Annotated in this window: 19 protein-coding genes; 11 read left to right on the plus strand and 8 right to left on the minus strand. The window is 65.5% G+C overall.

Annotation, left to right across the window (positions count from 1 at the left end):
• Positions 1 to 123: 123 nt before the first annotated feature.
• From BDI24065_RS20050 to BDI24065_RS20070, 5 genes are all read left to right on the plus strand, one after another.
• On the plus strand, positions 124 to 3,945 hold the full coding sequence (locus BDI24065_RS20050) for a YadA family autotransporter adhesin (RefSeq protein ID WP_175032732.1): 3,822 nt from the start codon (positions 124 to 126) through the stop codon (positions 3,943 to 3,945).
• An 803-nt stretch (positions 3,946 to 4,748) separates the two neighbouring features.
• Positions 4,749 to 5,660: a hypothetical protein gene (locus BDI24065_RS20055; protein WP_175032733.1), complete on the plus strand. Its 912-nt coding sequence runs from the start codon at positions 4,749 to 4,751 to the stop codon at positions 5,658 to 5,660.
• A gap of 85 nt (positions 5,661 to 5,745) precedes the next feature.
• On the plus strand, positions 5,746 to 6,240 hold the full coding sequence (locus BDI24065_RS20060; RefSeq protein WP_175032734.1) for a hypothetical protein: 495 nt from the start codon (positions 5,746 to 5,748) through the stop codon (positions 6,238 to 6,240).
• 209 nt (positions 6,241 to 6,449) lie between these two features.
• Positions 6,450 to 6,857 (plus strand): VOC family protein, encoded by a 408-nt coding sequence (locus BDI24065_RS20065; protein ID WP_175032735.1) that lies wholly within the window; start codon positions 6,450 to 6,452, stop codon positions 6,855 to 6,857.
• 121 nt (positions 6,858 to 6,978) lie between these two features.
• A complete protein-coding gene (locus tag BDI24065_RS20070; RefSeq protein ID WP_175032827.1) occupies positions 6,979 to 7,728 on the plus strand; it encodes an SDR family oxidoreductase in 750 nt (249 codons plus the stop codon).
• A gap of 29 nt (positions 7,729 to 7,757) precedes the next feature.
• On the opposite strand, the gene BDI24065_RS20075 is transcribed toward BDI24065_RS20070, so the two are convergent.
• Positions 7,758 to 8,288, minus strand: coding sequence for a toxin (locus tag BDI24065_RS20075; RefSeq protein WP_175032736.1), 531 nt, complete (start codon positions 8,286 to 8,288; stop codon positions 7,758 to 7,760).
• A gap of 469 nt (positions 8,289 to 8,757) precedes the next feature.
• Between BDI24065_RS20075 and BDI24065_RS20080 the strand changes: the two genes are divergently transcribed.
• From BDI24065_RS20080 to BDI24065_RS20095, 4 genes are all read left to right on the plus strand, one after another.
• Entirely contained in the window at positions 8,758 to 9,972 is a 1,215-nt protein-coding gene (locus BDI24065_RS20080; protein ID WP_254609806.1) for an MFS transporter, read from the plus strand.
• 645 nt (positions 9,973 to 10,617) lie between these two features.
• On the plus strand, positions 10,618 to 12,315 hold the full coding sequence (locus tag BDI24065_RS20085; RefSeq protein ID WP_175032737.1) for a M4 family metallopeptidase: 1,698 nt from the start codon (positions 10,618 to 10,620) through the stop codon (positions 12,313 to 12,315).
• A gap of 518 nt (positions 12,316 to 12,833) precedes the next feature.
• Complete coding sequence (locus BDI24065_RS20090) at positions 12,834 to 14,933, plus strand: putative bifunctional diguanylate cyclase/phosphodiesterase (RefSeq protein ID WP_254609807.1); 2,100 nt, start codon at positions 12,834 to 12,836, stop codon at positions 14,931 to 14,933.
• A gap of 53 nt (positions 14,934 to 14,986) precedes the next feature.
• Positions 14,987 to 17,317: a putative bifunctional diguanylate cyclase/phosphodiesterase gene (locus tag BDI24065_RS20095; RefSeq protein ID WP_175032739.1), complete on the plus strand. Its 2,331-nt coding sequence runs from the start codon at positions 14,987 to 14,989 to the stop codon at positions 17,315 to 17,317.
• Between the two features lie 114 nt (positions 17,318 to 17,431).
• Here the strand turns inward: BDI24065_RS20095 and BDI24065_RS20100 are convergent, their stop codons facing one another.
• The 7 genes from BDI24065_RS20100 to BDI24065_RS20130 form a co-directional block, all read right to left on the minus strand.
• Entirely contained in the window at positions 17,432 to 17,821 is a 390-nt protein-coding gene (locus BDI24065_RS20100; RefSeq protein WP_175032740.1) for a carboxymuconolactone decarboxylase family protein, read from the minus strand.
• Positions 17,822 to 17,944: 123 nt separating this feature from the next.
• Positions 17,945 to 19,357: a purine-cytosine permease family protein gene (locus BDI24065_RS20105; protein WP_175032741.1), complete on the minus strand. Its 1,413-nt coding sequence runs from the start codon at positions 19,355 to 19,357 to the stop codon at positions 17,945 to 17,947.
• Positions 19,358 to 19,470: 113 nt separating this feature from the next.
• Positions 19,471 to 20,940 (minus strand): aldehyde dehydrogenase, encoded by a 1,470-nt coding sequence (locus BDI24065_RS20110; protein ID WP_175032742.1) that lies wholly within the window; start codon positions 20,938 to 20,940, stop codon positions 19,471 to 19,473.
• A gap of 12 nt (positions 20,941 to 20,952) precedes the next feature.
• Positions 20,953 to 21,990 (minus strand): LLM class flavin-dependent oxidoreductase, encoded by a 1,038-nt coding sequence (locus BDI24065_RS20115; RefSeq protein ID WP_175032743.1) that lies wholly within the window; start codon positions 21,988 to 21,990, stop codon positions 20,953 to 20,955.
• 11 nt (positions 21,991 to 22,001) lie between these two features.
• Positions 22,002 to 22,937: a flavin reductase gene (locus BDI24065_RS20120; RefSeq protein ID WP_175032744.1), complete on the minus strand. Its 936-nt coding sequence runs from the start codon at positions 22,935 to 22,937 to the stop codon at positions 22,002 to 22,004.
• A 1-nt stretch (position 22,938) separates the two neighbouring features.
• Positions 22,939 to 23,757 (minus strand): alpha/beta fold hydrolase, encoded by an 819-nt coding sequence (locus tag BDI24065_RS20125; protein ID WP_175032745.1) that lies wholly within the window; start codon positions 23,755 to 23,757, stop codon positions 22,939 to 22,941.
• Positions 23,726 to 24,328 carry an amino acid synthesis family protein gene (locus tag BDI24065_RS20130; RefSeq protein ID WP_175032746.1) on the minus strand — a complete coding sequence of 201 codons (603 nt, stop codon included), beginning with the start codon at positions 24,326 to 24,328 and terminating at the stop codon, positions 23,726 to 23,728. Before BDI24065_RS20130 ends, BDI24065_RS20125 begins: the two co-directional genes overlap by 32 nt.
• A 110-nt stretch (positions 24,329 to 24,438) precedes the next feature.
• On the opposite strand from BDI24065_RS20130, the gene BDI24065_RS20135 reads away from it, so the two are divergent.
• Together BDI24065_RS20135 and BDI24065_RS20140 are read left to right on the plus strand one after the other, a co-directional pair.
• A complete protein-coding gene (locus tag BDI24065_RS20135) occupies positions 24,439 to 24,729 on the plus strand; it encodes a DUF1330 domain-containing protein (RefSeq protein WP_175032747.1) in 291 nt (96 codons plus the stop codon).
• A 149-nt stretch (positions 24,730 to 24,878) separates the two neighbouring features.
• Complete coding sequence (locus BDI24065_RS20140) at positions 24,879 to 25,565, plus strand: GntR family transcriptional regulator (RefSeq protein ID WP_175032748.1); 687 nt, start codon at positions 24,879 to 24,881, stop codon at positions 25,563 to 25,565.
• Positions 25,566 to 25,638: the final 73 nt, after the last annotated feature.

Below are 25,638 nucleotides of genomic sequence, written 5' to 3' on the forward strand. Positions count from 1 at the left end.
GCTCGCGCCGGGCATGGCATTCGGGTTCCGCACTGAAGTCGCAATCGTAATCGCAGCTGAAGTCTTCAACAAAATTAAGTAGTCCGTATTCAAACCAAACGCTACAAAACGGAGCAGAAGACCATGAAGAAGAAGCAGATTTCGGCGCTTGCCGCCGCCATGTTCACGGGTGCAGGGGTCCTGATCGCGGGCGCCGCGCATGCAGACAATTTCGTTGACCGCGGCAACCCGGACAACGCGCTGAACGGTCAGTGCATCGACGGGACGAACCCGCTGTGCGTGTCGACCAAAAGCGGGACTTTCGTGGCGGTGAGCACCAACAACGTGACGATGGGAACGAACGCCAAGGCCAATTCCAGCGGTATCGCGATCGGCGACCAGTCGAATGCAAGCAGCAATGGCGGCACCAGCAGCGGCGGTTCGATCGCGATCGGCGTCGGTTCGCAGGCGCTGGCGAATTCGGCCACGGCCATCGGCACGGTAGCGGTTGCGCAAGGCAACACGTCGCTCGCCGTCGGCCGTCAGTCGGCCGCGGTCGGCGATTTCTCGATGGCAATCGGCAACGTCGCCGACGCGCACGGCGTGAGCTCGATCGCGCTGGGCCACTCGGCGCTCGCCAGCGGCGATCGTTCGGTTGCGATCGGCGGCGCCAACCCGACGTCGAGCGACGGCGTGTCGGCCGGTGCGTCGTATGACGCGGCCACCCAGACGCGCGCGGCCGGCACGCAATCCGTGGCGATCGGTGCGGGCGCGCAGACGAACGGCAACAACCAGGTGGCAATCGGCTCGGGCAGCGTCGGGGCGAACAACGGCGGCACGCCGGTGTTCGGCGGCACGGCCGCACCGGTCGGCGGCGCGGTGTCGTTCGGCGCGATCGGCAGCGAGCGCCAGCTCAAGAACGTCGCGGCCGGCGCGGCCGATACCGATGCCGTCAACGTCCAGCAATTGAAGAACGTGAACGGCACGCTCAGCACGAGCATCGCCACGGTCGACGCACGCGTGACGTCAGTCGGCAATTCGCTGTCGACCACGATCTCGAACGTCGACCAGCGCGTGACCAGCGTGGGCAACAGCCTCAGCACCAGCATCGTCACGGCGACGAAGAACGTCGTGAAATACACCGACGATTCGCATGCGGCGATCGCGCTCGACGGTAGCAACGGCACGAAGCTCAGTGGCGTCGCGGCGGGTGTGGCCAACACCGATGCGGTCAATGTCGGCCAACTGAACGGTGGCCTGTCGTCGCTCAGCACAAGCGTGACGAACAACATCAGCACCACGCTCGGCAACCTGAGCACGTCGATCACCAACCAGATCGGCAACGCGACGAAGAATGCCGTGCAGTACGACGACGACGCCCACCGCGGCGTGACGCTCGGCGGCAAGGGTGCGCAGTCGCCGGTCGCGCTGCACAACGTCGCGGACGGTGTTGCCGCGGGCGATGCCGTGAACGTCGGCCAGCTCGGCAAGGCCACCGGCACGCTGAACCAGTCGATCACGAATGTCGGCAACAGCGTGACGACGCTCGGCAACCAGGTGACGACGAATACGGGCAACATCGCGGCACTCCAGCAGGATGCGCTCCAGTGGAACACGAACCTCGGCGCATACGATGCGAGCCACGGCGGCAACGGCCCGCAACGCATCGGCAACGTCGCGGCCGGCGTCGCGAATACCGACGCGGTGAACGTCGGCCAACTGAACGGCGGCCTGTCGTCGCTCAGCACGAGCGTGACGAGCAACATCAGCACGACGCTCGGCAACCTGAGCACGTCGATCACCAACCAGATCGGCAACGCGACGAAGAACGCCGTGCAGTACGACGATGACGCCCACAGCGGTGTCACGCTCGGCGGCAAGGGCGCGCAGTCGCCGGTTGGCCTGCACAACGTGGCCGACGGCATTGCCGCGGGCGACGCCGTGAACGTCGGCCAGCTCGGCAAGGCGACCGACACGCTGAACCAGTCGATCACGACCGTCGGCAACAACGTGACGACGCTCGGCAACCAGGTGACGACGAATACGGGCAACATCGCGGCACTCCAGCAGGACGCGCTCCAGTGGAACGCGAACCTCGGCACCTACGATGCGAGCCACGGCGGCAATGGCCCGCAACGCATCGGCAATGTCGCGGCCGGCAAGAACGGAACGGATGCCGTCAACGTCGACCAGTTGAACGCGGCGATTCAGGACGGCACGAGCCAGCTCGATGCGCTCGCGGTGAAGTATGACGACGCGAGCAAGAAGCAGGTTTCGCTCGGCGCGGGCAACGGCGGGAGCCCGGTGCGCCTGACCAACGTCGCGGCAGGTAACGTCGCGGCCGGCAGCACGGACGCGGTGAACGGCGCGCAACTGCGTCGGGCGACCGACGGCACGGCGGCCGCGCTGGGCGGCGGTGCGACGGCGAATCCGGACGGCTCGATCAGCGCGCCGGCCTATAAAGTCGGCGGCGGTTCGTTCAACAACGTCGGCGACGCCCTCACGAACCTCGACGGCCGCGTCGGCAGCAACACGACGACGCTCGAGAATCACGAAACCCGCATCGGCAATGCCGAAACGAACATCGCCGGCAACACGGCCGCGATCGCCGGGCTGCAGCAGGACGCGCTGCAGTTCGACCCGAAGGCCGGCGCCTACAACGCGGCGCGCGGCGCCGCACCGACGAAGCTGACGAACGTGGCCGACGGCAATATCGCTGCGGGCAGCACGGACGCGGTGAACGGCGGCCAGTTGTCGGGCGTGAAATCGTCGCTCGAACAGCAGATCACGCAGGTGTCCAATCAGGCGGGCGAGGCCGTGAAGAACGTCGTCAAGTACGACGTCGACGCGAACGGCAACCGGCTGAATTCGGTCTCGCTGATCGGCGGCAACACGAATGCGGCCGTCGTGCTGAAGAACGTCGCCGCGGGCACCGACGATACGGACGCAGTGAACGTGAAGCAGCTGAAGGGCGTGCAGTCGAGTCTCAACCAGCTCGGCGCGCTTGCGGTGCAGTACGACGACAGCTCGAAGAGCACGATCACGCTCGGCGGCGCCGGCGGCACGCGCATCACCAACGTGCAGGCTGGCACGCTCAGCGCAACCAGCACCGACGCGGTGAACGGCTCGCAGCTGTACGCGACCAACCAGCAGGTCGCGAAGAACACGTCCGATATCACGAACCTGCAGGGGAACGTGACCAACATCGCAAACGGCAAGGCCGGCCTCGTGCAGCAGCAGGATCCGAACGGCGCGATCACGGTCGGGAAGGACACCGGCGGCACCAGCGTGAACTTCTCCGGCTCGGCGGGCGACCGCGTGCTGACCGGTGTCGCGGCGGGCGTGAAGGACAACGACGCGGTCAGCATGGGCCAGTTCAACAACGCGCTGAAGAACGCGGCGGCCAACGACCAGATCCGTGCGGCGGCCACCGATGCGAACACCACGTGGATCGCGCGTGCCGATGCGGGTTCGATCGGGTCGACGGCAACCGCAACCGGCAAGAACGCGGTGGCGGTCGGCCAGGGCTCCGTCGCCGATCGCGACAATTCGTTCTCGGTGGGCGCGAAGGGCAGCGAACGCCAGGTCACGAACGTCGCGGCCGGTACGGCGCCGACCGACGCGGTGAACGTGCAGCAGCTGAACGACAACCTGTCGGCCGCGTCGAACCAGGCGAAGGGCTACACCGACCAGCGCATCGGCCAGGTGTACAACTCGTTCAACGACCTGAAGAAGGACATGTACGGCGGCGTGGCATCGGCAATGGCCGTGGCCGGCCTGCCGCAACCGACGGGCGCCGGTCGCTCGATGGTCTCTGCGGCGACGTCGAACTATCACGGCCAGCAGGGTTTCGCCGCCGGGTATTCGTACGTGACGGAAAGCAACCGCTGGGTCGTCAAGGCGTCGGTAACGGGCAACACGCGTTCGGACTTCGGCGCGGTGGTGGGCGCGGGTTATCAGTTCTGACGTTGCTGGAGCGGTATTGATTGACCGATGGTGCCGGGCAGCCGCTGTGATGCCCGGCACTGGCGGGAAATCCGTGGCCCGGGGTGGATTTGTCTACCCCGGGCCATCGACGTTTGGTTCGCCACGAAGATCGACGTGGCTGCGCCGAGCGCGTCAGGCAGTCCATGCCGCTTGCGCTACGCTCGAGTCTCACTCGGGAAACAGCGGAACAACGGAGTCGGCAGGACGCAGCCGTCGATTCCGGCAACCGGCCACGCCAAATCGGTAAGGGTGACTTGCGATTCGGCAGATTGTGTGATTTTTATGAAAGAAAGCGTGTGGCCCGTGCCAAGTGCCCGCGTATTTCAAGCGTTACCGCCAAGGCGGGAAACAACGCCCGCCAACGCCGTCGATGGATGATTTATTCGCCGATAGTGGCGATAATCGTCGACTGGCGCAATGCAACCCGCGTTGAGCGTGTCCGAGCACGTCTTCCAATCCCGTATTGGCGCCGACAACGACAAATGAAAACGATGAAACCCGTCAACAAGATGCTTCCCGCGCAGCGCTTCGCGTTGCCGCGTCACCTTCGGCTGCCTGCGTTCGCGGCGCATACCGTCATGCCGTCTGCTTGTCCCGCTGGTTACGACGCCCGGTGCCGCTGAGCGCCCAGATGCGCCGCTCCATTCGTTCAACACAACCCGGCGTCTGAATCGGTCGCCCGGGCAATCGGTATCGCACTGCGATACCCGTCGGTGCATCCCGTGAAATCGCATCGGGTCACATGACGACGAATTACGGAATCGCACACGGGGGAAAAACACATGATCGGGAAGTTTGCGTGGCTGTCCGTCGTTTCGTTTCTGGTGGCGGCATGCGGGGATCGATCCGGGCACGCCGATACGGCATCGAATGCGCCATCGGCTGCGGCGTCGGCACCACACGCTGTCGCCGCAAGCGAGAAGATCCCGGCACCCGTGCCGCCGAGGCCCGGCCAGGTGCTCGAGGGCATTTACCAGAAGGACGCGCATGACGAGAGCACGATGGAGATCGCCAATGGAAGCCAGGCCTCGTACTGGTACGGCCACGCGTTCGACCTGAACGGCCATCACTACTTCACCGGCTTCGCTTACGACACGCCGAACAAGTACGCCGAGCAGGAGAAAACGGCCGCGCCCGCGCCCGACGCGCGGGTGACGCTCACCGAAGCCACCTTCGAATGGACCACGGACAGCGGCGTGGCCGGCTGGAACATGGTCGAGTCGGAACGCTCGATTGGCGAGTTCGGCGGCTATGAGAAGGCTGACGCGATCGACGACAAGGAGCCGACCGTGAGCACGACAACGCCGGACGGGCACATCGTGCTGGCGGTCCCGACCTGGTATCTGGCTTCCGGTACCCGGATCAAGTCGTTCAGCCTGTTCGTCTACCAGCGCACCAATGCGTCAAGCAATCCTGACGATACCGACTGGACTTATGCCGGCAACGTGTTTCGCGGCAACGACAACGGCGCGTCGTGCGATGCCGACGGCACCGGCAATCGCATCCCGTGCGTGGCCGGCGCGTCGACGCTGACCTTCGTGTCGACCGATCAGCGCGATTTGCCGCGTCTTCGCGTGGCGATGAAGGGGACGGGCATCGACAACGCCGGGCAGAAGAAATCCTACGGCGCCGCGGATGTCGTCGAATACCGGTTCAATCCGAAAACGAAGGTTTACGAAGCAGCGAAGACGTAGGGCGGCACGCAGCATGGCGTTTTCAACGATGGTTCCCCTTGTCCAGGAAGAGGATCGAATGGTGATGTCTGTCTCGAGAAAGAGCGTGTCGATGATGTGGGCGTGCGTGGCGATACCGTTCTTCGCCGGTTGCGCGAATGTCTGCTCCGTCATGGATTCCAGCCCGGTGTGCGCGACGATGTATCCCGGCCCGATTCAAAAGGCGGCCAAAGCGATGGTAGGGCAGCCGATATCGGTGGCGTTCAAGGCGTTCGGCCGCCCGTTCATCAATCATCCGCCGCTATCGCAGTCGCCGGAGTCGGCAAGCTATACCGGGAATTACTTCTGGGACAACTCGCGGGTCCACGTGAGCCCGAACCTGTCGTTCGTCCAGACCGGCAGCCAGTACGTCGGCAGTCATGTGGCCGGGGTGATTCCGGGCGGCAACGGCGTGGCGGAAATGCCGGTGTATCAGGACGACTATCAAGCGACGGGCTATTACGACCACGAAACCGTCCTCGACTACGTGTGCATGATCACCATCAAGACGAACCATGCCGACATCATCACGAAGGTGGACGTGGGCGGATGCCGGAAATGATGGGGTTCCGGCCCATCCCGGCCGAATGCGAGTAGCGCGATTCGCGGCGATCCCCTCCGCGCCCCGGCCCGCGGTTTCACGCGGGTTCGCGCGCTGTCCGGACGTGCGTCCAATGCGAGTTGTGGAAGGTGGGCGGCGGCTCGTATTCTGAATGCGCCGGGCGGAACGGCATGGGGCCTCCGCCGATCGACGCATGACAGAGACTCGCAATGACTGCCATTACGCACACCATGAAACTCAATCACCTGAGTTTCCCGTCGGCCGACACACTGGCGACGGCCCGATTCTTCGAGCGGCACCTCGGCTTCACGATCGCGGGAAGCTGGGACAAATCCTGGATCCTCAAGCGCCCGGGCTTCGACGTGGTGATCGATCACGTCGGCGACGGCGTGCCCGCCTGGCCGACGAATTTCCACGTCGGGTTCGAACTGCCGAGCTTCGATGACGTTCGCGCGTTGTTCGAGCGCTTCAGGGAAGAGGGCGTCGAGATGGTGACGGACGTCTTCAACAACGGGCGCGGTTCGCGCTTCTTCTGCCGCGCACCGGGCGGCGTGATGTTCGAACTGAACACGCGCGCGGATGCCGCGCCGGAATATCAACGCACGTTCGACGACTGACGCAGGCACGCGGCACGCCGCCTGCCGCCGCGCAGGACTTCAACAGCAAGAAACGGAGTGCCTGCCCGCGAACGGCCATCTACATTGCCGTGATGAACCTCACTCACGGGATGTGAAAACAATGACCTTACTCGAAGGGAAAGTCGCCATCGTCACCGGCGCGTCTACCGGCATCGGCCGCGCGATCGCGTTGATGTTCGCGGCGCACAGCGCATCAGTCGTATTGGGCGCGCGAAACGAAACCTCGCTGAACCAGGTTGCGGACGAAATCCGCCGTCAGGGCGGGCAGGCATGCGCATGCGCCGGCGATGTCTGTCACGTCGATACGCATCGACGGCTCGTCGCGACGGCCCTGCGCGCGTTCGGCGGTCTCGACATCGCGATCAACAACGCAGGGACGGTCGGGCCGCTCAAGCCGCTCGCCGACCTCTCGCTCGACGACTGGCAGCAAACGCTGTCGACCAACCTGACGGCGGCGTTTCTCGGAGCGAGCCATCAGATTCCCGCGATGCTCGAACGCGGCGGCGGTTCGATCGTCTTCACGTCCAGCTTCGTCGGAACCAGCGTCGGGCTTCCCGGCATGGCCGCGTATGGCGCGTCCAAGGCCGGCTTGACGGGATTGGTGAAGGGCATCGCCGCGGACTATGCGGCACGCGGGATCCGGGCCAACGCGCTGTTGCCCGGCGGGGTGGATACCGCGATGGGTGGCGACCGGGAGCAGAAGGAATGGGCGGCCGGGCTGCACGCGATGAAGCGTATCGCCCGCCCCGACGAGATCGCATCCGCGGCGCTGTTCCTGGCGAGCCCGATGGCCAGTTTCGTTACCGGCTCGGCGTTGTTCGCGGACGGCGGCAATGCGGCCGTGAAGTGATGTCCCGTTGGCGCACGCGCGCGCCGCGCTCAACGACCGGCGCGGGCCAGCCTGTCGATGACCGCGCGGGTGCGCGAAGGCTCGGTGATTTCCGTCCAGTGCAGATGCGCGTATTTCGGGTCATCGCGCAGGCCGGCGAACTTGACGCGATTCTTCGCGAACGTGGTGTATGACCACAGCAGCACCGACTCCCGTGAGAATGCCATCCGCAGCGACTCGCGGTTACCGTGCGAAAGCTCGGTGCGCATGAGTCCGCGGCTCAACGTGCGCCACAGCACCCGGGAGAACACCGTGCGCCGCCCGAAGTTCAGCCAGATCACGTGTGTCGCTCTCGACCAGAGCACGTCGCGCACGGCGCTGTAGTTCCCGTCGGCGACCCATCGGTCGCCGGCCGTTGCGGCCCGCACGGCGTTCTCGAACTGTTCCGGCGGCACGGCTGTCCAGTCGGGGCCCCAGTAGAGTCGATCCAGCTCGATGTACGGGCAGCCGGCTGCTGCCGCCAGTGCGCTGGAAAAGGTGGATTTCCCCGCTCCGCTGGTTCCAACGACGACGAAGCGCATGTGTTTGGCCGCGATTGAATTTTGAAGCCGCCCATTGTGCCTCATGCATCGATACGGTGCTGCGCCTTCGGTCGGTTCCGGGCAACTGGCACACCGGTTGTCGTGCGCGCCCCGATGTCCTCGATGTCCTCGATGCAATGGAACACGCCGTTCCGGACAGGTTCGAATTTTCCCCGGAATCGGCTCCGCGAGACGTCGTGACGACACGGCTCCCGAATGCTCGCGCTTGCGACGATAGCGAAGGGCATGAGGCGTCGTGCAGGCACTTTCAGCGTTTTGTACAATCTCGCGCGAGGGTCGGGCAGCGCACGGCCGCAACGAACGTCAACAAGAGCGAGAGAGAAACGATGGCGACCGAACTCCGGGGGCGGGCATGCATGCACGCGGGCGACGCTTGCGACGGAATCCCGACATGCGCGCATGGATGGGCAAGCACCGGGTGTGCGTCGCGAGCGGGACGAGGGCTGGCATGAGCGACAAACCCGTTCTTGCCGCCGGCGCACCGTGCGAACCTGCCGCGTCGGCTGTTTCCCTGATGGCGCTGGCGTGCCTGGTCGTCTTCATGGCGCAAATGGCGACGACGGTGTACCTGCCGTCGCTGCCTGTCGTCATGCGCGAACTGCAGATGACGCAAGGCGGCGCCGAATTCTCCATCTCCGCCTACGTGATCGGCGCGGCGTTGCCGGTGCCGTTCTGGGGCGCCGCCGCGGAACGCTGGGGCCGGCGTGGCCCGTTGCTGATTTCGCTGCTGCTGTTCGCCGCCAGCAGCCTGCTGCTCGCCAGCTGCACGGCCGCACCGGCGCTGCTCGTGTTGCGCGCCGTCCAGGGTATCGGGGGCGGCGGCGCGGCGATCATCGCCAGAATCGTCGTTCGCGACAACTGGCGCGGCGACGAACTCGCGCGACGCCTCTCCGTGCTGTCGATCGCGTTCATCACGGCGCTGGGCGGCGGCCAGTTCGTCGGCGGGCTGATCGGCCGGTACAGTCATTGGCAAACGGGTTTCGTGCTGATGGCCGTCATCGCCGCGCTGGCGATCGGCCTGTCTTACGCGCTGCCGTTGAAGGCGGGAAGCCGCACCGCTGTCACGTCGGGCATGGCCGGCACTTACTGGATCCTGCTGCAGCGCCCGGGCTTCCTGTGGCCAGCCTGCGCGGGCGGGTTGGGGTTCGCGACGACCGTGACCTTGCAGGAAGTGAGTCCGTTCGTGTTCCAGGACCATTTCAAGCTGGCCGTGACGAGCTTCGGCAGTATCGGCCTGCTGCTCGGCATCGCCTATTTCAGCGGCGCGATGCTGGTCAATCGCGTCGTGAGACGGTTCGGCGGGGTGCGGCTGATGCATGCCGGCGCCGCACTGCTTGCGCTCGCAACCACATTGATGCTGGCGTCGTGGCTGGGCGGCCTGCTGACGCATTTCACCGGCCTGTGGATCTTCATCGCGCTGTATTGCCTGGCGATTTTCGGCCAGGCCGTGCTGTTTCCGAACAGCATGGCGACCGCCGTCAGCGATGCGCACGAACATGGCGCGCATGCGATGGCCTTGTGCGGCTTCCTGCAGCAAGGACTCGCGGGCATCGCCGCGACAGCCGCGGTGCTGCAGCACCATGGCGGCACGTGGACGCTCGCCGTGTTCGTGCTGGGGGCGCTGACGTGGCTGGTGGTGCGGTTGAAGGTGAGGGGCGGGTAGGCCCGCGCACCGACCACTGCCTATCCGTCGCGAATCCGGATCGGTCGGCTCCGGCAAACCGCATCGAAATCGACAGCCCGCTGTTTGCGCGGGCATTCCGATGCAGGAGGAATGCGCGACGCGCATATGCCATGGGCGGCGCGACGCCGCTCAACCGGAAGATTCGTAGAAAGCATTATCTCGTGCGTCGATGGCCACGCTTCCACTACGAATTCAAAGGCGCTGCCATCAAAAGCGATAATCGACGAGACCTTGAAAATCGCATTGACGCACCGGGAACGGCAACAATCAAAATCAATATTTAATAAAGCAAATAGCATCTGCGCTTTACCGTTGCCTCACGTCGCCCGTTCTGCCGGACCCGCGCCACATAACGCCTTGCCCAAGTTGCACAAGGCTCGCCACACACATTTCACCGATGCATCGTTGCCGATATCGTCATCAATACCGACGACATCATTTCAGATTTCTCACCAAACCATGACCTGATTAACACAGATGACAGTAAAAATTAAACTGACAGAAAATATCTTGTAATTATAAAAATGACCTTCTAGCATCCCTCTGCGGTTCGTGACATGTCTTGGATCAAAGTTGTACTTGATGCATTCCTCGAACATCACCCACTTATAACCGGGGGATTACATGAAGAAACTGTCTCGTCTGCTGTCCATCTCCGCGATTACCGTCGCGAGTCTCAGTGCTTTTGCCCAGGCCGGCGACCAGTCGGCTACGGTCGACAAGGCACTGCAACTGATCCAGCAGAACCCGTCCGCCTTCAGTCTCGCGGTTGGCGGCACAGCACGCACGTTGAAGTTCGCGGGGCCGTCGGCGAGCGCGCCGACGGACGGCGATCAGTTCGAGGTACGCGACGTGATCGTCGATCCCGACGGCACCGAGCACGTGCGTTTCGACCGCTTCTACGCGGGCCTGCCCGTGATCGGCGGTGACGTTGTCGTCCATTCGAGCAAGGGGCAGTTGAAGCAGGCGAGCGTGACGCAGCTCGCGCCGGTCAATCTCGCCGGCACGATCGGCAAGGTCGGAAACCGTTCGGTGGTGCGCAACGCGCCCGACGTCGGCGCCGCCCGGGTCAAGCGCATCGCAGCCGCGCGTTTCAACTCGGACGTGCGCCGCGTCGATGACGCGGAACTGGTCGTGTTTGCACGTGACGTCGCGCCGACGCTGGCCTACGCGGTGCGCGTGTACGGCAAGGCGACCGACGCGCACGGCGATGCGGTGCTGTACTACGTCGACGCGCGTACCGGCACCGTGCTCGACGCGCAGGACCTGATCAAGACCGCCGCCGCGACCGGCACCGGCCGCTCGTTGTACTACGGCAACCTGACGCTCACCACGGACCAGACGGGCACGAACGCGTACCGGATGCTGGATCCGAGCCGCGGCTCCGGCTCGGTCTACGACGGCCGCGGCCTGACCTCGGACGATGTCGAGCAGGCGACCGACCTGCCGATCTTCACGAGCAGCACGAACGTGTGGGGCAACAACACGACCACCGACCGGCAGACCGTTGCCGCCGACATCGACTATGGTCTCGCATTGACTTGGGACTACTACAAGACGATGCACAACCGCAACGGCATCTTCAACGACGGCCGCGGCGTGAAGAGCTATGCGCACGTCGTCTTCAACACCGGCAGCGGCACGACCGGCGCGAATGCGGCGTGGCTCTCCTCGCGCGTGATGGTGTACGGTGACGGTCAACCGGGCACCAGCCTGCCGAAACCGGTCGTTTCGGTGGACGTCGCCGGGCACGAGATGAGCCACGGCGTGACCGAGGCCACGGCCAACCTGAACTATTCGGGCGACGCGGGCGGCCTGAACGAGTCGACGTCGGACATTTTCGGCACGCTCGTGAAGTACTACGCCAACAACCCGAACGATCCCGGCAACTACGTGATCGGTGCACGCGTGGTGAGCGGCGGCCTGCGCAAGATGTACAAGCAGGATCTCGACGGCCGCTCGTTCAGCTGTTACCCGTCCGGCGGATTCTCGTGGTCGAATCCGCGCCATGATCCGCATTACTCGTCGGGCGTCGGCAACCGCCTGTTCTACCTGCTGGCCGAAGGCCCGACGGTGCCGTCGACCGATACCGGCCTGACGAAGGCGCAGCTGGTCTGCAACGGCGATACGACCTTCAGCGGCCTGGGCCGCGAAAAGGCCGGCAAGATCTGGTACCGGACGCTGACCGTGTATCTGAACGCCAACTCCAGCTACCCGAACGCACGTCGTGCATCGATCCAGGCGGCAACCGACCTGTACGGTGCGAACTCGGCCGAAAGCGCAACGGTCGCTCGCGCCTGGAGTGCGGTCGGGGTGAATTGATCGCGCCTGTGTGAATGCGTTGAACGCCCGGAGATCGCGTGGCGGGTGCTTCGCTTCGGAGAAGGTCGAACCGATCGAAGCCACGCGACGCTCGGGCGAACGACGGATAGATGTTGATCGACCGCCTGCGATTGCAGGCGGTCGATTTTTTTGGAATCCGGCTTTCATTCCACCCGCCGCCTGTCTCGCTGATCTCGCCGCGAGTCGACACCTGTCGCGCCGTTCAAGCGTGATGCTCGCAGGCTACGCAGCAGCCCGCCGCCTTACCCATCGCCGGCGCCCAAGCATTTGATCGGCAAGCCATCGGCCACCCCCGACGCCCCGTCCCGCCGCGTTCCGGCACTTTTTCCCGGAAAAATATCTGCCGGGCAATCGTTTGCGCCCGGACGCGCGCCGTTCAGTTTATTCATCACATGCCGATATCTCGAAGGCGCTCCTGATCGAAGCGGCATCGCCCCCCGCCGCGTCGATCAGGAACGGCATCAGCCCATGCGACGGATAAGGGAAGAAAGGTTTTGGTGACAGTTTTAGGGTGCATCGTTTATCGGCACAATCACTGGCTGGTATTGCTTGCCGCACTGTTGTGCGGGGCCGGCTCGTGGGTCACCGCGCGCCTGTTCCAGCGCACGGTGAACACGTCCGGCACGCAGCGGCTCGGCTGGCACGTGCTGACGGCCATTTCGGCCGGCGTCGCGATCTGGTGCACGCACTTCATCGCGATGCTCGGCTTCGACGCCGGCGCGCCCGTGCATTTCAACCTGCCGCTCACGCTCGTGTCGCTGGCCATCGCGGTCGGCGGCAGCACGATCGGCTTCGCGCTGACGACCTGTCGCATCGTCAGGGTCGCGCCCGCGCTCGGCGGCGCGATCGTCGGCGTGGCGATCGTGCTGATGCACTACACCGGCATGCTCGCGTGGCGGGTCGAGGGGATCGTGTCGTGGGACGTCGGCTACCTGATCGCGTCGGTGCTGCTGGCGATGACCCTCGCGGCGCTCGCGCTGCACCTCGCGCTGCGGCCGTCGCCGCACGCGGTCAACCAGATGGCCGGCGTGCTGTCGCTCGCGATCCTCGCACTGCATTTCACCGGGATGGCCGCGCTGCGCATCACGCCGCTGACGCTCGACGGCAACTGGACCGATATCAGCGAGCTGCGCCCGCTGGCGCTGGCGGTCGCGGGCACGTCGCTCGTGATCGTCTGCACGGGGCTCGTGAGCTACGTGATCGACAGCAACGTGCGGGCCGAATCGCTCGAACACCTGCGCCGGCTGGCGCTGAGCGACATGCTGACCGGCCTGCCGAACCGGGCCAGCTTCAACGAGCGGCTGGACCTCGAGATCGCGCTTGCGCAAGAGCGCCGCACGAAGCTCGCGCTGATCGGCATCGACCTGAACCGCTTCAAGGAAATCAACGACCTGCGCGGCCACCACGCCGGCGACGAGGTGCTGCGCATCCTGGCTCGCCGCATGGCGAACCTGCTGCGCGAGGGCGAATTCGTCGCCCGCATCGGCGGCGATGAATTCGCGGCGCTCTGCCGGATGGACGACGACGCACGCCTGATGAATCTGCTCGAGCGGCTCGAGCCGGCGCTCTACAAGCCGGTCAGGCTGGACGACTACGAGGTCGTGCCGGGCGCGAGCTTCGGCGTCGCCATCTACCCGGACGACGCCACCACCAAGCCCATCCTCATCAACAACGCGGATCTCGCGATGTATCGCGCCAAGGGCAGCATCGCGCAAACGATCTGCTTCTACGAGCCGGCGATGGACCTGATCGTCCGCGCGCGCCGCAGCCTCGCGGCCGACCTGCGCCGCGCGGTGGCCGACAACCAGCTGAGCGTCCACTACCAGGTGCAGACGTCGCTCGCGACCGGCGAGATCCGCGGCTACGAGGCGCTGCTGCGCTGGCAGCATGCGACGCTCGGCACGATTCCGCCCGCCGAATTCATTCCGCTCGCCGAGGAAAACGGCGTGATCCTGGACATCGGCGCGTGGGTGCTGCGCGAGGCATGCGCGCGGGCGGCGACGTGGGAGCCGCCCTATGCGGTCGCAGTCAACGTATCGGCCGTGCAGTTCATGCACGCGGACCTGACGGCGCTCGTGGCGAGCGTGCTCGAAGAAACCCGCCTGCCGGCGTCGCGCCTGCAGCTGGAGTTGACCGAATCGACGATCTTCGCCGGCCGCGAGCGCGCGCTGGACACGCTGCGGCAGATCAAGGCGATGGGCGTGAGCATCGCGCTCGACGATTTCGGTACCGGCTATTCGTCGCTCGACACGCTGCGCTCGTTCCCGTTCGACCGCATCAAGCTCGACCAGTCGTTCGTCGCGGACGCGGAAGCGAAACCGCAGGATCGCGCGATCATCCGCGCCGTGCTCGCGCTCGGCAAGAGCCTGGGCATTCCGATCCTGGCCGAAGGCATCGAGACGCGCGACCAGCTTGCGTTGCTGGCCGACGAAGGCTGCGACGAAGCGCAGGGCTTCCTGCTCGGCAGGCCCGCCCCCCTCAACGAGATCGTCGGCAGCGGGCAGATCGCGCTGACCGGCGGCAACCGCGCCGGCGCGCCGGTTCCCGCGTCCGAATCGGCCGTCAACGCCGATCTCGACCCGGGCCCGCGCGGGTAACCCATGACGCCGGACACGGCAACCCGACCCCGGGTTGCAGCCCGCAGGCTCACATGAAAATCCACTACGCACGGATGGCAAGACTGGCAAGCATCGCGGCGCCGGCCCGGAACCCGGACCTGCTCGCGGCGCAATACCGGGTATTCGCCGGCCAGATCCCGGTGTCGTACCTGATCCTCGTCTCGAGCACCTGGAGCCTCGCCGTCACGCACCTGGGCAGCACGCCGTGGTGGCTGTCGGTCGCGATGCCGGCCGCGATGACACTCGCGGCGCTCGCGCGGCTGCTGCACTGGCACCGCACCCGGCTGCTGGAGCCCACGCCGGACACCGTGATCCGCGCGCTCACGGTCACGAACTGGCTGGTGATCCCGGTCGCAGTGACGTTCACCACCTGGGCGCTGCTGCTGTTCCCGTACGGCGACGCGTGGCAAAAGGCCCAGGTCGCGTTCTACCTGGCCATCACGGTGATCGGCTGCATCTTCAGCCTGATGTACCTGCGCACGGCCGCGTTGAGCGTGGCCGTGATCGTCAACGTCGCGTTCATCGCGTTCTTCATCTCGACCGGCCAGCCGACGCTCGTCGCCACCGCGCTCAACATGGCCTTCGTGTCGGCGGCGCTGATTGCCGTCATCTCGGTCAACTACCGGGGCTTCCTGCGCACCGTCGATGCGCAGGCCGAATCGCGGTTGCGCGAGCAGGCGCAGACGCGGCTGATGCGGATGATCGACGACATGCCGGTGGCCGTGATGACGGCCGACCCGGAGACGTTCCGCATCAACTACCTGAACGCGACGTCGCGCAACCTGCTGCGCTCGATCGAGCACCTGCTGCCGATCCGCGCGGACGATGCGCTCGGCGCGTCGATCGACTTCTTCCACCCGCACCCGCAGCACCAGCGCCGCCTGCTCGCCGATCCGGCGAACCTGCCGCATCGCGCGCGCATTCCGCTCGGGCCGGAAGTGCTCGACATCCAGGTCTCGGCCGTGCGCGACGCCGACGGGCGCTACATCGGCCCGATGCTGTCGTGGTCGATCGTCACGCAACAGGCCGAGGCGGAGGCGCGTATCCACCAGCTCGCGCATCACGATTCGCTCACCGGGCTGCCGAACCGCGCGACCTTCCTGGCCGAATTCGACGCGAGCCTGCGCCGCTCGGACAAGGTGCTCGGGCTGCTCTTCATCGACCTCGACGGCTTCAAGCTGATCAACGACGCGTGCGGGCATTCGGCGGGCGACGAGGTGCTGCGGCAGGTCGCCGAACGTCTGCGCGGGCAGTGCCCCGAGCCGGCGATGATGCTCGGGCGCATCGGCGGCGACGAATTCGCGGTGCTGCTGCGCGACACCGACGCGGATCGTGCGATGGGCGCGGCCGCGCGGCTCGTCGACACGCTCGTCGCGCCCTATGCGCCGTCGCCCGACCGGCCGTTCCGCATCGGCGCGTCGATCGGCTGCGTGCTGGCGCCGCATCACGGCAACGACGCCGGCGCGCTGCTGTCGCGCGCGGACATGGCGCTCTATGCGGCCAAGAAAGCGGGGAAGGGCACGTACCGGATGTTCTCGCCGGACATGGAAACGAGCGCGCAGGAGCGGGTCGCGCTCGAATCGAAGCTGCGCGTCGCGCTGGACGAGAACCAGGGGCTGTACGTGTTCTACCAGCCGATCGTCGATGTCCGGACCCGCCAGATCACGACGCGCGAGGCGCTGCTGCGCTGGCATCACCCGCGCGCCGGCTGGATTTCACCGGGCCGCTTCATTCCGGTGGCCGAGCGCGGCGGCCTGATCGACCGGCTCGGCCGCTTCGTGCTCGACCAGGCCTGCCGGGAGGCGGCACGCTGGCCGGACGGTGCGCGCGTCGCGGTCAACGTGTCGGCGGGGCAACTCGGCCACGGCACGATCGTGCCGACCTTCGCGGCGGCGCTGGCCGGCGCGGGCCTCACACCCGACCGGCTGGAAATCGAGGTGACGGAAACCGCGCTGCTGCACGATGAGGCCAAGGCCATCGCGGACTTGCGCGCGCTGCGTTCGATGGGTGTGCGCGTCGCTCTCGATGACTTCGGCACGGGCTTCTCGTCGCTCGCGCATCTGCGTGCGTTCCCGTTCGACAAGATCAAGATCGACGGCAGCTTCGTGCGCGATGCGGTCACGCGCCCGGACTGCGCAGCCGTCGTGCGCGCGGTGGCCGATCTCGGCAAGCGCCTCGGCGTGACGACCGTCGCGGAAGGCGTCGAGACGGAGGAACAGCTGGCGTGCATCACGGATGCCGGCTGTCGCGAGGTGCAGGGCTTCCTGATCGGCAGGCCCGCGCCGGGCGAGCAGGATGCACCGGCCATCCGCTGGATCGAGCGGGCCGCGCTGGCGGCGCAGGCCACGGCCAGGCAGGCGTAAGTGCCGGCGAGACCGCCGGACTGCCGAATACCCGATCCCGATCGTCAGGCGTCGGTGTGAAACGGCCGCCGCGTCTTCGGCACTGGCGCCCCTGCGTCTTTCAGCCGTCGGCGTTCACTTCAACGCGCCTTCGGCCACCAGCACTTCGTGTGCGGCCTTGAATGCGCTCAGGCCGTGCGGGATGCCCGAGTAAGCGGTCGCGTGCAGCAGCGTCGCCTTGATTTCATCCACGCTCACCCCGGTGTTGAGCGCCCCCTTGACGTGCAGCTTGAGTTCGTTGGTATGGCCGGCCGCCGTCAACATCGCGAGGTTGAGCAGGCTGCGGGTCTTGCGATCGAGCGTGTCGTCGCCCCAGGCCCATCCCCAGGCCCAGGCGGTCGTCGCGCGCTGGAACGACATCATGAAGGCGTCGGCCTTTTCCATCGACGCATCGACATATTCGGCGCCGAGCACTTCCCGGCGAATCGGCAACCCCTTCTGAAACAGCGCATCATCTTCGTTCATGATCGATTTCTCCTGTTGACGCACGAGCGTCCTTGAAAACCTGCCGTCACCGTCGGAACGAGGTCGGGAAGCGGGTGTTCGAACCCGTTCCGCGCGAACCTCGCCGACGACCGACACACCCGTTTACTCCAATACCTCCGCGGCTGCCGGGCACCCGCGGCGGTCACGCGAACCGTCCCTCGACGCGAACAGATAGCAGGCCAGTGCCGTGACGACGAGGCCCACCATCCACGACACGTCCGCGCCGCCGAGGACCGATGCCCACGGGCCGTGGAAAAAGCTCTCGTCCATGAACGGCACCTGGACCGCAATGCCGAACACGTAGATCGCCATGTTCCTGACGTTGAACGATCCGTATGCGCCGCCATGGCTGCCGACGATTTCGGCGACCCGATAGTGCCGGTCGTTGACGAGGTAGAAATCGATCAGGTTGATCGCGATCCACGGCGCGAGCACGATGCGCATCGCGAAGACCGCATTCAGGAAGATCGCGATGAAGTTGCTCGATGCCCACAGCGCGGTGGCGGTCGACGCAACCAGCAGGACCATCGACACGACGACGCGCACGCTGCGGCCGGGCACCCAGTGGGGCCGGAAGGTCTGCGCGGCGGTGATGAACGACAGCACCGCGCCGTACAGGTTCATCCCGTTGTGACCGATGATGTTGACCAGGAACAGAAAGATCAGCACGTAGCCGAACACGCCGGTCTGATCGCGGATCGCCTGCATCGCGTCCGTGGAATGCCCGGTGCTGACGGCCAGCACGCCGAACAGGAACGCGAAGATCGTGCCGAGCGACGTGCCGAAGTACGTGTATGCAAAGGTCTTCGCGAACCCGGTGGAGGCCGGAAGATAGCGCGAATAATCGGACGTATAGGGGGCGAAGCTGATCTGCCAGACCGCGCACAGTCCGAACATCGCGAACCAGTTGGCGAGATCGAACTGGCCTTGCTGGAGGATCCGGGCGTCGAGGTTCGGCGCCATCAGCGCGATGCCGACGACGAGCGCACCGCCCATGAACCACGCGCCCACCTTGTTGAAGCGGTGAATGAAGTGACAGCCGATCACGCCGACCAGTGTCGCGAGCACGGCGCCGACGACGGTCGCGACCGGCACGGGCACCGAAGGCGCCGCCGTGTGGAGCGTCTTGCCCGCGAGGATGATGTTCGACACGAAGAAGCCGAGGTAGATCAGCGTCGTGAATGCCACCACCAGCAGCGACCCGTATCGACCGAACTGCGCCCGGCTCTGGATCATCTGCGGTACGCCGACGAGCGGCCCTTGCGCGGAGGTGAGCGCATGGAAGATCGCGCCGAAGAACTGCCCGGCCGCGATCGCGAAAATCGCACTCACCAGATCGAGGTGGAACACCAGCACCGACGTGGCGCCGGAAATCACGGCCAGCGGCGCGACATTCGTGCAGAACCACAGGGTGAACAGGTCGGCCGGCTTGCCGTGCCGGGCCTCGGGGGCCACATAATCGATCGAATTGCTTTCGATAGCCAGAACGCCGCTATCGCTTTCCGGGTTTGTCATGCTGTCTCCATCCTTGTCGCCTGGTCATGCCGGAACACCGCGCACGTTCTCGCGCGCGGCCCGGCATGACCTTCGAGGCTTTTGATCGGTACTGCGGGTGAATGCGCGGTTGCTCAACGCATCACGAACGGGTCGCTGATCGGTTCGTCCGACGTGCGAAGCCACACGGATTTCGTCGTCGTGTATTCGAGCGCGGCGCTCAAGCCGCCTTCGCGGCCATGCCCCGACAAGCCGAAGCCGCCGAACGGCACGAGCGGCGACACCGCCCGATACGTGTTGATCCAGACGATGCCCGAACACACGCGCTTCGACACGCGGTGAGCGCGGGTCAGGTTGGTCGTGAAAATCCCGGCCGCGAGACCATAGGCCGTGCTGTTGGCCTTGTCGATCGCTTCCTGTTCGGATTCGAACGTGTCGACCGACAGCACGGGGCCGAACAGTTCCGTCGTGATGCTGTCGGCATCGTCGACGCCCGTGCAGTCCAGGATCGTCGGCGCGTAGTAATAGCCGTCGCGCTCCAGCTTCGTTGCACCGGCAAGCACTCGGGCGCCCTGGCGCACGGAACTCGCGACGACCGCCTCGATGTGGCGAAGTTGTCGCTCCGTGCAGAGCGGCCCGTATTCCGTTGCCATCTCGCCGGGCGAACCCACGCGAATGCGCGATACGCGTTCGACCAGCAGCGCGAGGAACCGCTCCTTGATGGAGGCTTCGATCAGCAGACGCGAACCCGCCACGCAGCTTTGGCCGCTCGCGGCGAAAATTGCGGCCACCTGCGCATTCACCGCGCTCTGGATATCGGCATCGGCGAACACGATGAACGGCGATTTGCCGCCGAGCTCCAGCGACACTTTCGCGAGATTGTTCGCCGTGTTCCGCACGATGTGGCGCGCCGTCTCGGGGCCGCCGGTGAACGCGACCTTGTCGACGCCCGGGTGGCTGCTCAGCACCGCGCCGCATTCCGGGCCGAAGCCGGTGATCACATTGACGACGCCTGCCGGAAAGCCCGCGTCATGTACCAGCCTCGCGAATTCGAGCAACGGCCCCGGCGCTTCCTCGGACGCCTTGAGCACCACCGTGCAGCCGGCCGCGAGGGCCGGCCCGACCTTGACCGCGGACAGGAACAGCTGGCTGTTCCAGGGCACGATCGCGGCCACCACGCCGACGGGCTGCCGTTCGAGCCAGACCTGCATGTCGGGCTTGTCGACGGGGATATGGCTGCCTTCGAGCTTGTCGGCGATGCCTGCGTAGTACCGGTAGTACTCCGCGACATAGGCGATCTGGCTCGACGTTTCCCGGATGATCTTGCCGGTGTCGGTCGTTTCGATTTCAGCGAGCCGCGGCGCCGCCTGTTCGACGAGATCGGCGAGCTTGTGCAGCAGCTTGCCGCGCGCCGACGCGGACAGTCCGGCCCATTGCGGATCGGTCAATGCGCGGCCGGCCGCCGCGACCGCGCGGTTGACTTCGTCGGTGCGCGCTTCCGGCATCTGTGCCCACACCGCGCCGGTCGCGGGATTCACGCTGCCGAACGTCGCGGCGCCGGGCTCGAACCGGCCGTCGATATACAGCTGAAAATGCACATTCATGGCATCGGGACCTTATTGGAACGCAGGCATCACGTCGTGGATCATCCGCTCGAGCGAAGCCTTCTTGCGCTCGAAGCTCATGCCGGTGTCGATCCAGAACGAGTACTCGTCGAAGCCGAGCGCTTCGTACGCCTTCAGGCGCGCGATGACTTCCGCGGGCGTGCCGATCACGTTGTTCTTGCGCATCGCTTCCGGCGTATAGAACGGGTGCGCGGCGATTTCCTCGTTGCTGAGCGGCTTGATCATCCCGCGGCTGATCGGACGCTCGTTCTTGAACCATGCGCCGAAGTAGTTGTAGAACACGTTGACTTCGTCGGCGGCCACCTGTGCGTCGTCCTCGCTGCTCGCCACGTAGGTGTGACGCAGCAGCATGATCTTCGGGCGCGGCATGTCGCTGAATTTCGCGCACGCGGCGTTGAAGTGGCCGACCAGCTTCTCGACTTCCTCGTCGCCGAAGTGCAGCGGCGTGACCTGCACGTTGCAGCCGTTCGCCACCGCGAACTCGTGGCTGTTCGGATCGCGCGCGGCCACCCAGATCGGCGGATGCGGTTGCTGCAGCGGCAGCGGCGACGACGTCGTCGCCGGGAACTGCCAGAACTCGCCGTCGTGCGCGTAATCGCCTTCCCACAGCTTCTTCACCGCCGGAATGAGTTCGCGCATGCGCTGCCCGGCGCCCCATGCATCGAGCCCCGGCATCAGGCGCTCGTATTCGAACGAGTATGCGCCGCGCGCGATCCCGAGTTCCAGGCGGCCGCCCGAGATGATGTCGGTCATCGCGGCTTCGCCGGCGAGCTTGATCGGGTGCCAGAACGGCGCGACGACCGTGCCCGTGCCGAGCCGCACGCGCTTCGTCTTGTTCGCGAGATCGGCGAGGTTGATGAACGGGTTCGGCGCGATCGTGAAGTCCATGCCGTGGTGCTCGCCGGTCCAGACCGCGTGCATGCCGCCACGATCGGCGATCTGGCACAGCTCGACCATTTCGTCGTACAGCTGCTTTTGGCTGGTCTGGTCGGAGACGCGCTCCATGTGAACGAAAAGCGAAAAACGCATGATGTGACCTTTCAGGAAAGAAGCGGGCGGACGGTGCCGGTGCTGTGGTCGCCGAAGTAGAGGCCGTAGCTCTTCAACTGGCTTTCCCTGCGATAGCGTTCGAGCATGCTCGCGAGGGCGCTGTCCTGGAACGCGTCGGTCTCGATGTCGTCGAGGCTCACGAATTCGCCGGCGACCGCCGCTTCGTCCGGTGCGCTGCAGAGGAACGAGATGTACTGGTAGTGCGTCTCGGTATTGTTGTAGACCGAATAGATGAAGCTTGCCGATGCGTCCGGCTGGTAGCGCCGGAAGAGTTCGGCGAGCGCCTTGTCGGCGCCTTCGTTGCCGATCTCCTTCGTGGGCAGCGCCCACTTGCCGTCGGCCGTCTTCACCATGAGCACCTTGTCGTCGCGCGTGATGATCGCGCTGACGATCACCTTCGGCCCGGCGATGACTTCGGCCGACACCTTCGCCGGCGTGAAATAACCGCCGCGGTAGTAGCCGAGGCCCGCGAAGCCGGCGGAATGGAACGCCTCGACCTTGCCGACCAGCAGCGCGTGATCGCCCGCATCGATCACCGCGTGCGTCGTGCAGTCGAACCATGCGCTGACGTCGGCGATAAGCGGATTGCGATGGGCGCTCAGTTGCCAGTCGACCTGCGCGAAGCGATCTTCGCTGGGTCGGGCAAACGTGTTGGACAGGTCCTTTTGTCCCTCCGCGAGAATGTTGATCGCGAAGTGGCCCGTGGTGGAAAACGTCTGGTAATTGCTCGACGTCTTCGCGATGCTCACGAGCAGCAGCGCGGGGTCCAACGACACGGACGAGAACGAATTCGCGGTGAAGCCGAGCGGCTGGTCATCGTCGCGCGCGGTGGTGACGATCGTCACGCCCGTCATGAACGCGCCGAACGCGTCGCGCAGCTCCCGCGTATTGATCGTCGGGGCTTCCTGGCTGGTTGCTTGGCTCATGTCACACTTCCGATTTCAGGGTTTCCGCCTGTGGCTCGGTCTGCAACCAGGCACGCAGGGCGCGATTGACTTCCTCGGGCGCGGTCAGGTTCACCATGTGGCGCTCGTTCTCGATCACGACGGCCTTCCCGTCGTGTGCGGCCTGCGCCATCTGCCTGGCCATCTCCGGCGTCGAATTCGGGTCGTCCGACCCGGTGAGCACGAGAGCAGGGCAGGCAATCCGGTGCCAGCCGTCCGCATACACTTCGTCGCCCTTCGCGAACGCCGTGTACGCGGTGGCGTAGCCCGCCAGGTCGACGGACTGCAGCCAGGATTCCACCTTCTGCGCAGCGGCTTGCTGCGCTTCGTCGGCGTTGAACCAGCGGCGCAGCGGCGTTGCCACGTCGATGGTTCCCGAACGCAGTTCCGCGGCGCGTTGCAGCACGGCTTCGCGTGCCTGCTCGGTGCGGCGGTAGACACCGTTCAGCACGGCCACCCGCTTGACCAGATCGGGGCGCGTGACGGCCACACCGGCGGCAATCAGCGAACCCATCGAGTGGCCGGCCAGGTTCACGGGGCCGGCGTGAAGCGCTTCGATGAACTCGATCGCCCACTGCACGAACTGCTGCAGGTCGGCGTCGGCGTCGAGTGCATCGCTCGTGCCGTGGCCCGGCATGTCGACCGAGATCACGCGGAATTCGCGCGACAGGTCGGCGATCTGCGGATACCACGCGTTCGCCTGCATGCCCACGCCGTGAATCAGGACCAGCGGCTCGCCGGCCCCCTGGTCGAGATAGTGGGCGACGCGATTATTTGACAGCGGCAGGGTTCTTGACGTCATTTCCGAGCTCTGCGAGATCTTTGTAGCGGTCGCCGATGCGGTGATGCGGACGGCCGTCGGTGGCGGCGCCGATGGCGATGACCAGTTCGTCGGCGGCCGGTGCGTCCGGAATCGAGAACTGGAGCGTCAGGTAGTGGGAACGGCGGCCTTCGTCGTTCTTGTCCATCATCGGGATCAGCAGCGGCGCATTGGCCGGGCCGCGCGTGTTGTTGAACGCGAGGTACGACTTCGCGCCGACGGCCGTGCGATAGGTGTTGCCGAAATGCAGCGTGTGGATCAGCGCGGACGCGTGCTCGATCTCACCGTCGAGGCCGACGATCGCACTCTTGCCGAACGCTTCGACGGCGTCGCCCGAACCGGCTTCGTCGAGAATCAGTTTGGTCAGGTGTTCGCTGAGTTGCGGCGCAATTGCGCGAATCTCCGGCGACAGGTCCTCGACATATCCGCGGCCCGCCCACGGGTTCTTGATCACGGCGACCGCCCCGATCATCTTCAGCGGCTTCGCCGCGACCTTGTCGCCATCGACGTATAGGGTTTCGACATGGAGGACGGATTTCCGAATCAGGCTCATGGCACCTTCCTTTCGTGCGTTGATTGTGGAATTCATTGTGGTATACCATGTTACGGCATGCCATGAGTGTTAACCCTCGTCCGGAAATTTCTCGAAAATGGAGGTGGAAAATGACTGCGTACTGGATTGCTCACGTGACGGTGCTGGATCCCGCGAAATACAAGGACTACACGGATATCGCGCCGCAGGCGTTCAGGAAGTTCGGTGCCGTTTTTCTCGCACGCGGCGGCGCGTCGCAGGTGCTGGAGGGGGAGTCGTTCGAGCGCCACGTGGTGATCCGCTTCGACGACATGAAAACGGCGCTCGCGTGCTATCACTCGCCCGAATACCAGGCGGCGAAATCGAAGCGGGACGGGCATTGCCGAGCGCAGATCGCGATCGTCGAAGGACTGGAAGGCTGATCCGCGCGCTGATGGCGGGTGGAGGGCCAAGGGCCGAGGCCGCGCGGGATGGAAAGCCCGCTGACAGTTAGGTCATAATATGGCATTCCATGCCTGCGCCCGGCTCCTGGCCGGCCGCAGGCCACCTACCTGTTTCCCGAGTGCCGCCCATGCAAGACCTCAAGATCGACCGCAATGCCAAGACCCTGCGTGAACTGACGCTCGACAAACTGCGCGGGGCGATCGTGCAGGGCTATTTCCGGCCGGGCGCGCGGCTCGTCGAGCGCACGCTGTGCGACGAACTCGGCGTGAGCCGCACGGTGGTGCGCGAGGTGCTGCGCCATCTGGAGACCGAAGGGCTGGTCGAAACCGTGTCGCGGCAAGGGCCGGTCGTCGCGCGGCTCGATCCCGCGCAAGTGGGCGAAATCTACGAGTTGCGCGGCCTGCTCGAAGCCAATGCCGCGCGCGCCTGTGCCGAGGGCGCGACGCCCGACGTCGTGCGGCAACTGCGCGAGGTCCGCGCGGTGATCGAAGATGCGTTCGAGAAGCGCGAGTTGCCGCGCGTGCTCGAGTACACCGAACGCTTCTACGAAACGCTGTTCGAAGCGGCCGGGAAGCAGGTGTCGCTGACGGTCGTCAAGACGCTCAACGCGCGCATCAACCGGTTGCGCGCGCTGACCATCGCGATGCCGGGGCGCGGCGGCGACTCGAACGCCGAAATGAATCGCCTGCTCGACGCGATCGAGCGGCGCGACGGCGACGCGGCGTCGGCGGCATCGGCCGCGCACATCAAACGGGTATCCGAGCTGGCTTTGGCGGCGCTCGCGCAGCAGAACGAGGCCGTCACCGACAACTGACGGAATCCTGCGCGCGGAATTCGACCCGCGCGGTTCGACACGAAAGGCCGCCGGCACACCAAGCCGGCGGCCT

Source organism: Burkholderia lata (assembly GCF_902499025.1).
In the GTDB taxonomy this organism is placed as follows: Bacteria; Pseudomonadota; Gammaproteobacteria; order Burkholderiales; family Burkholderiaceae; genus Burkholderia; species Burkholderia lata_C.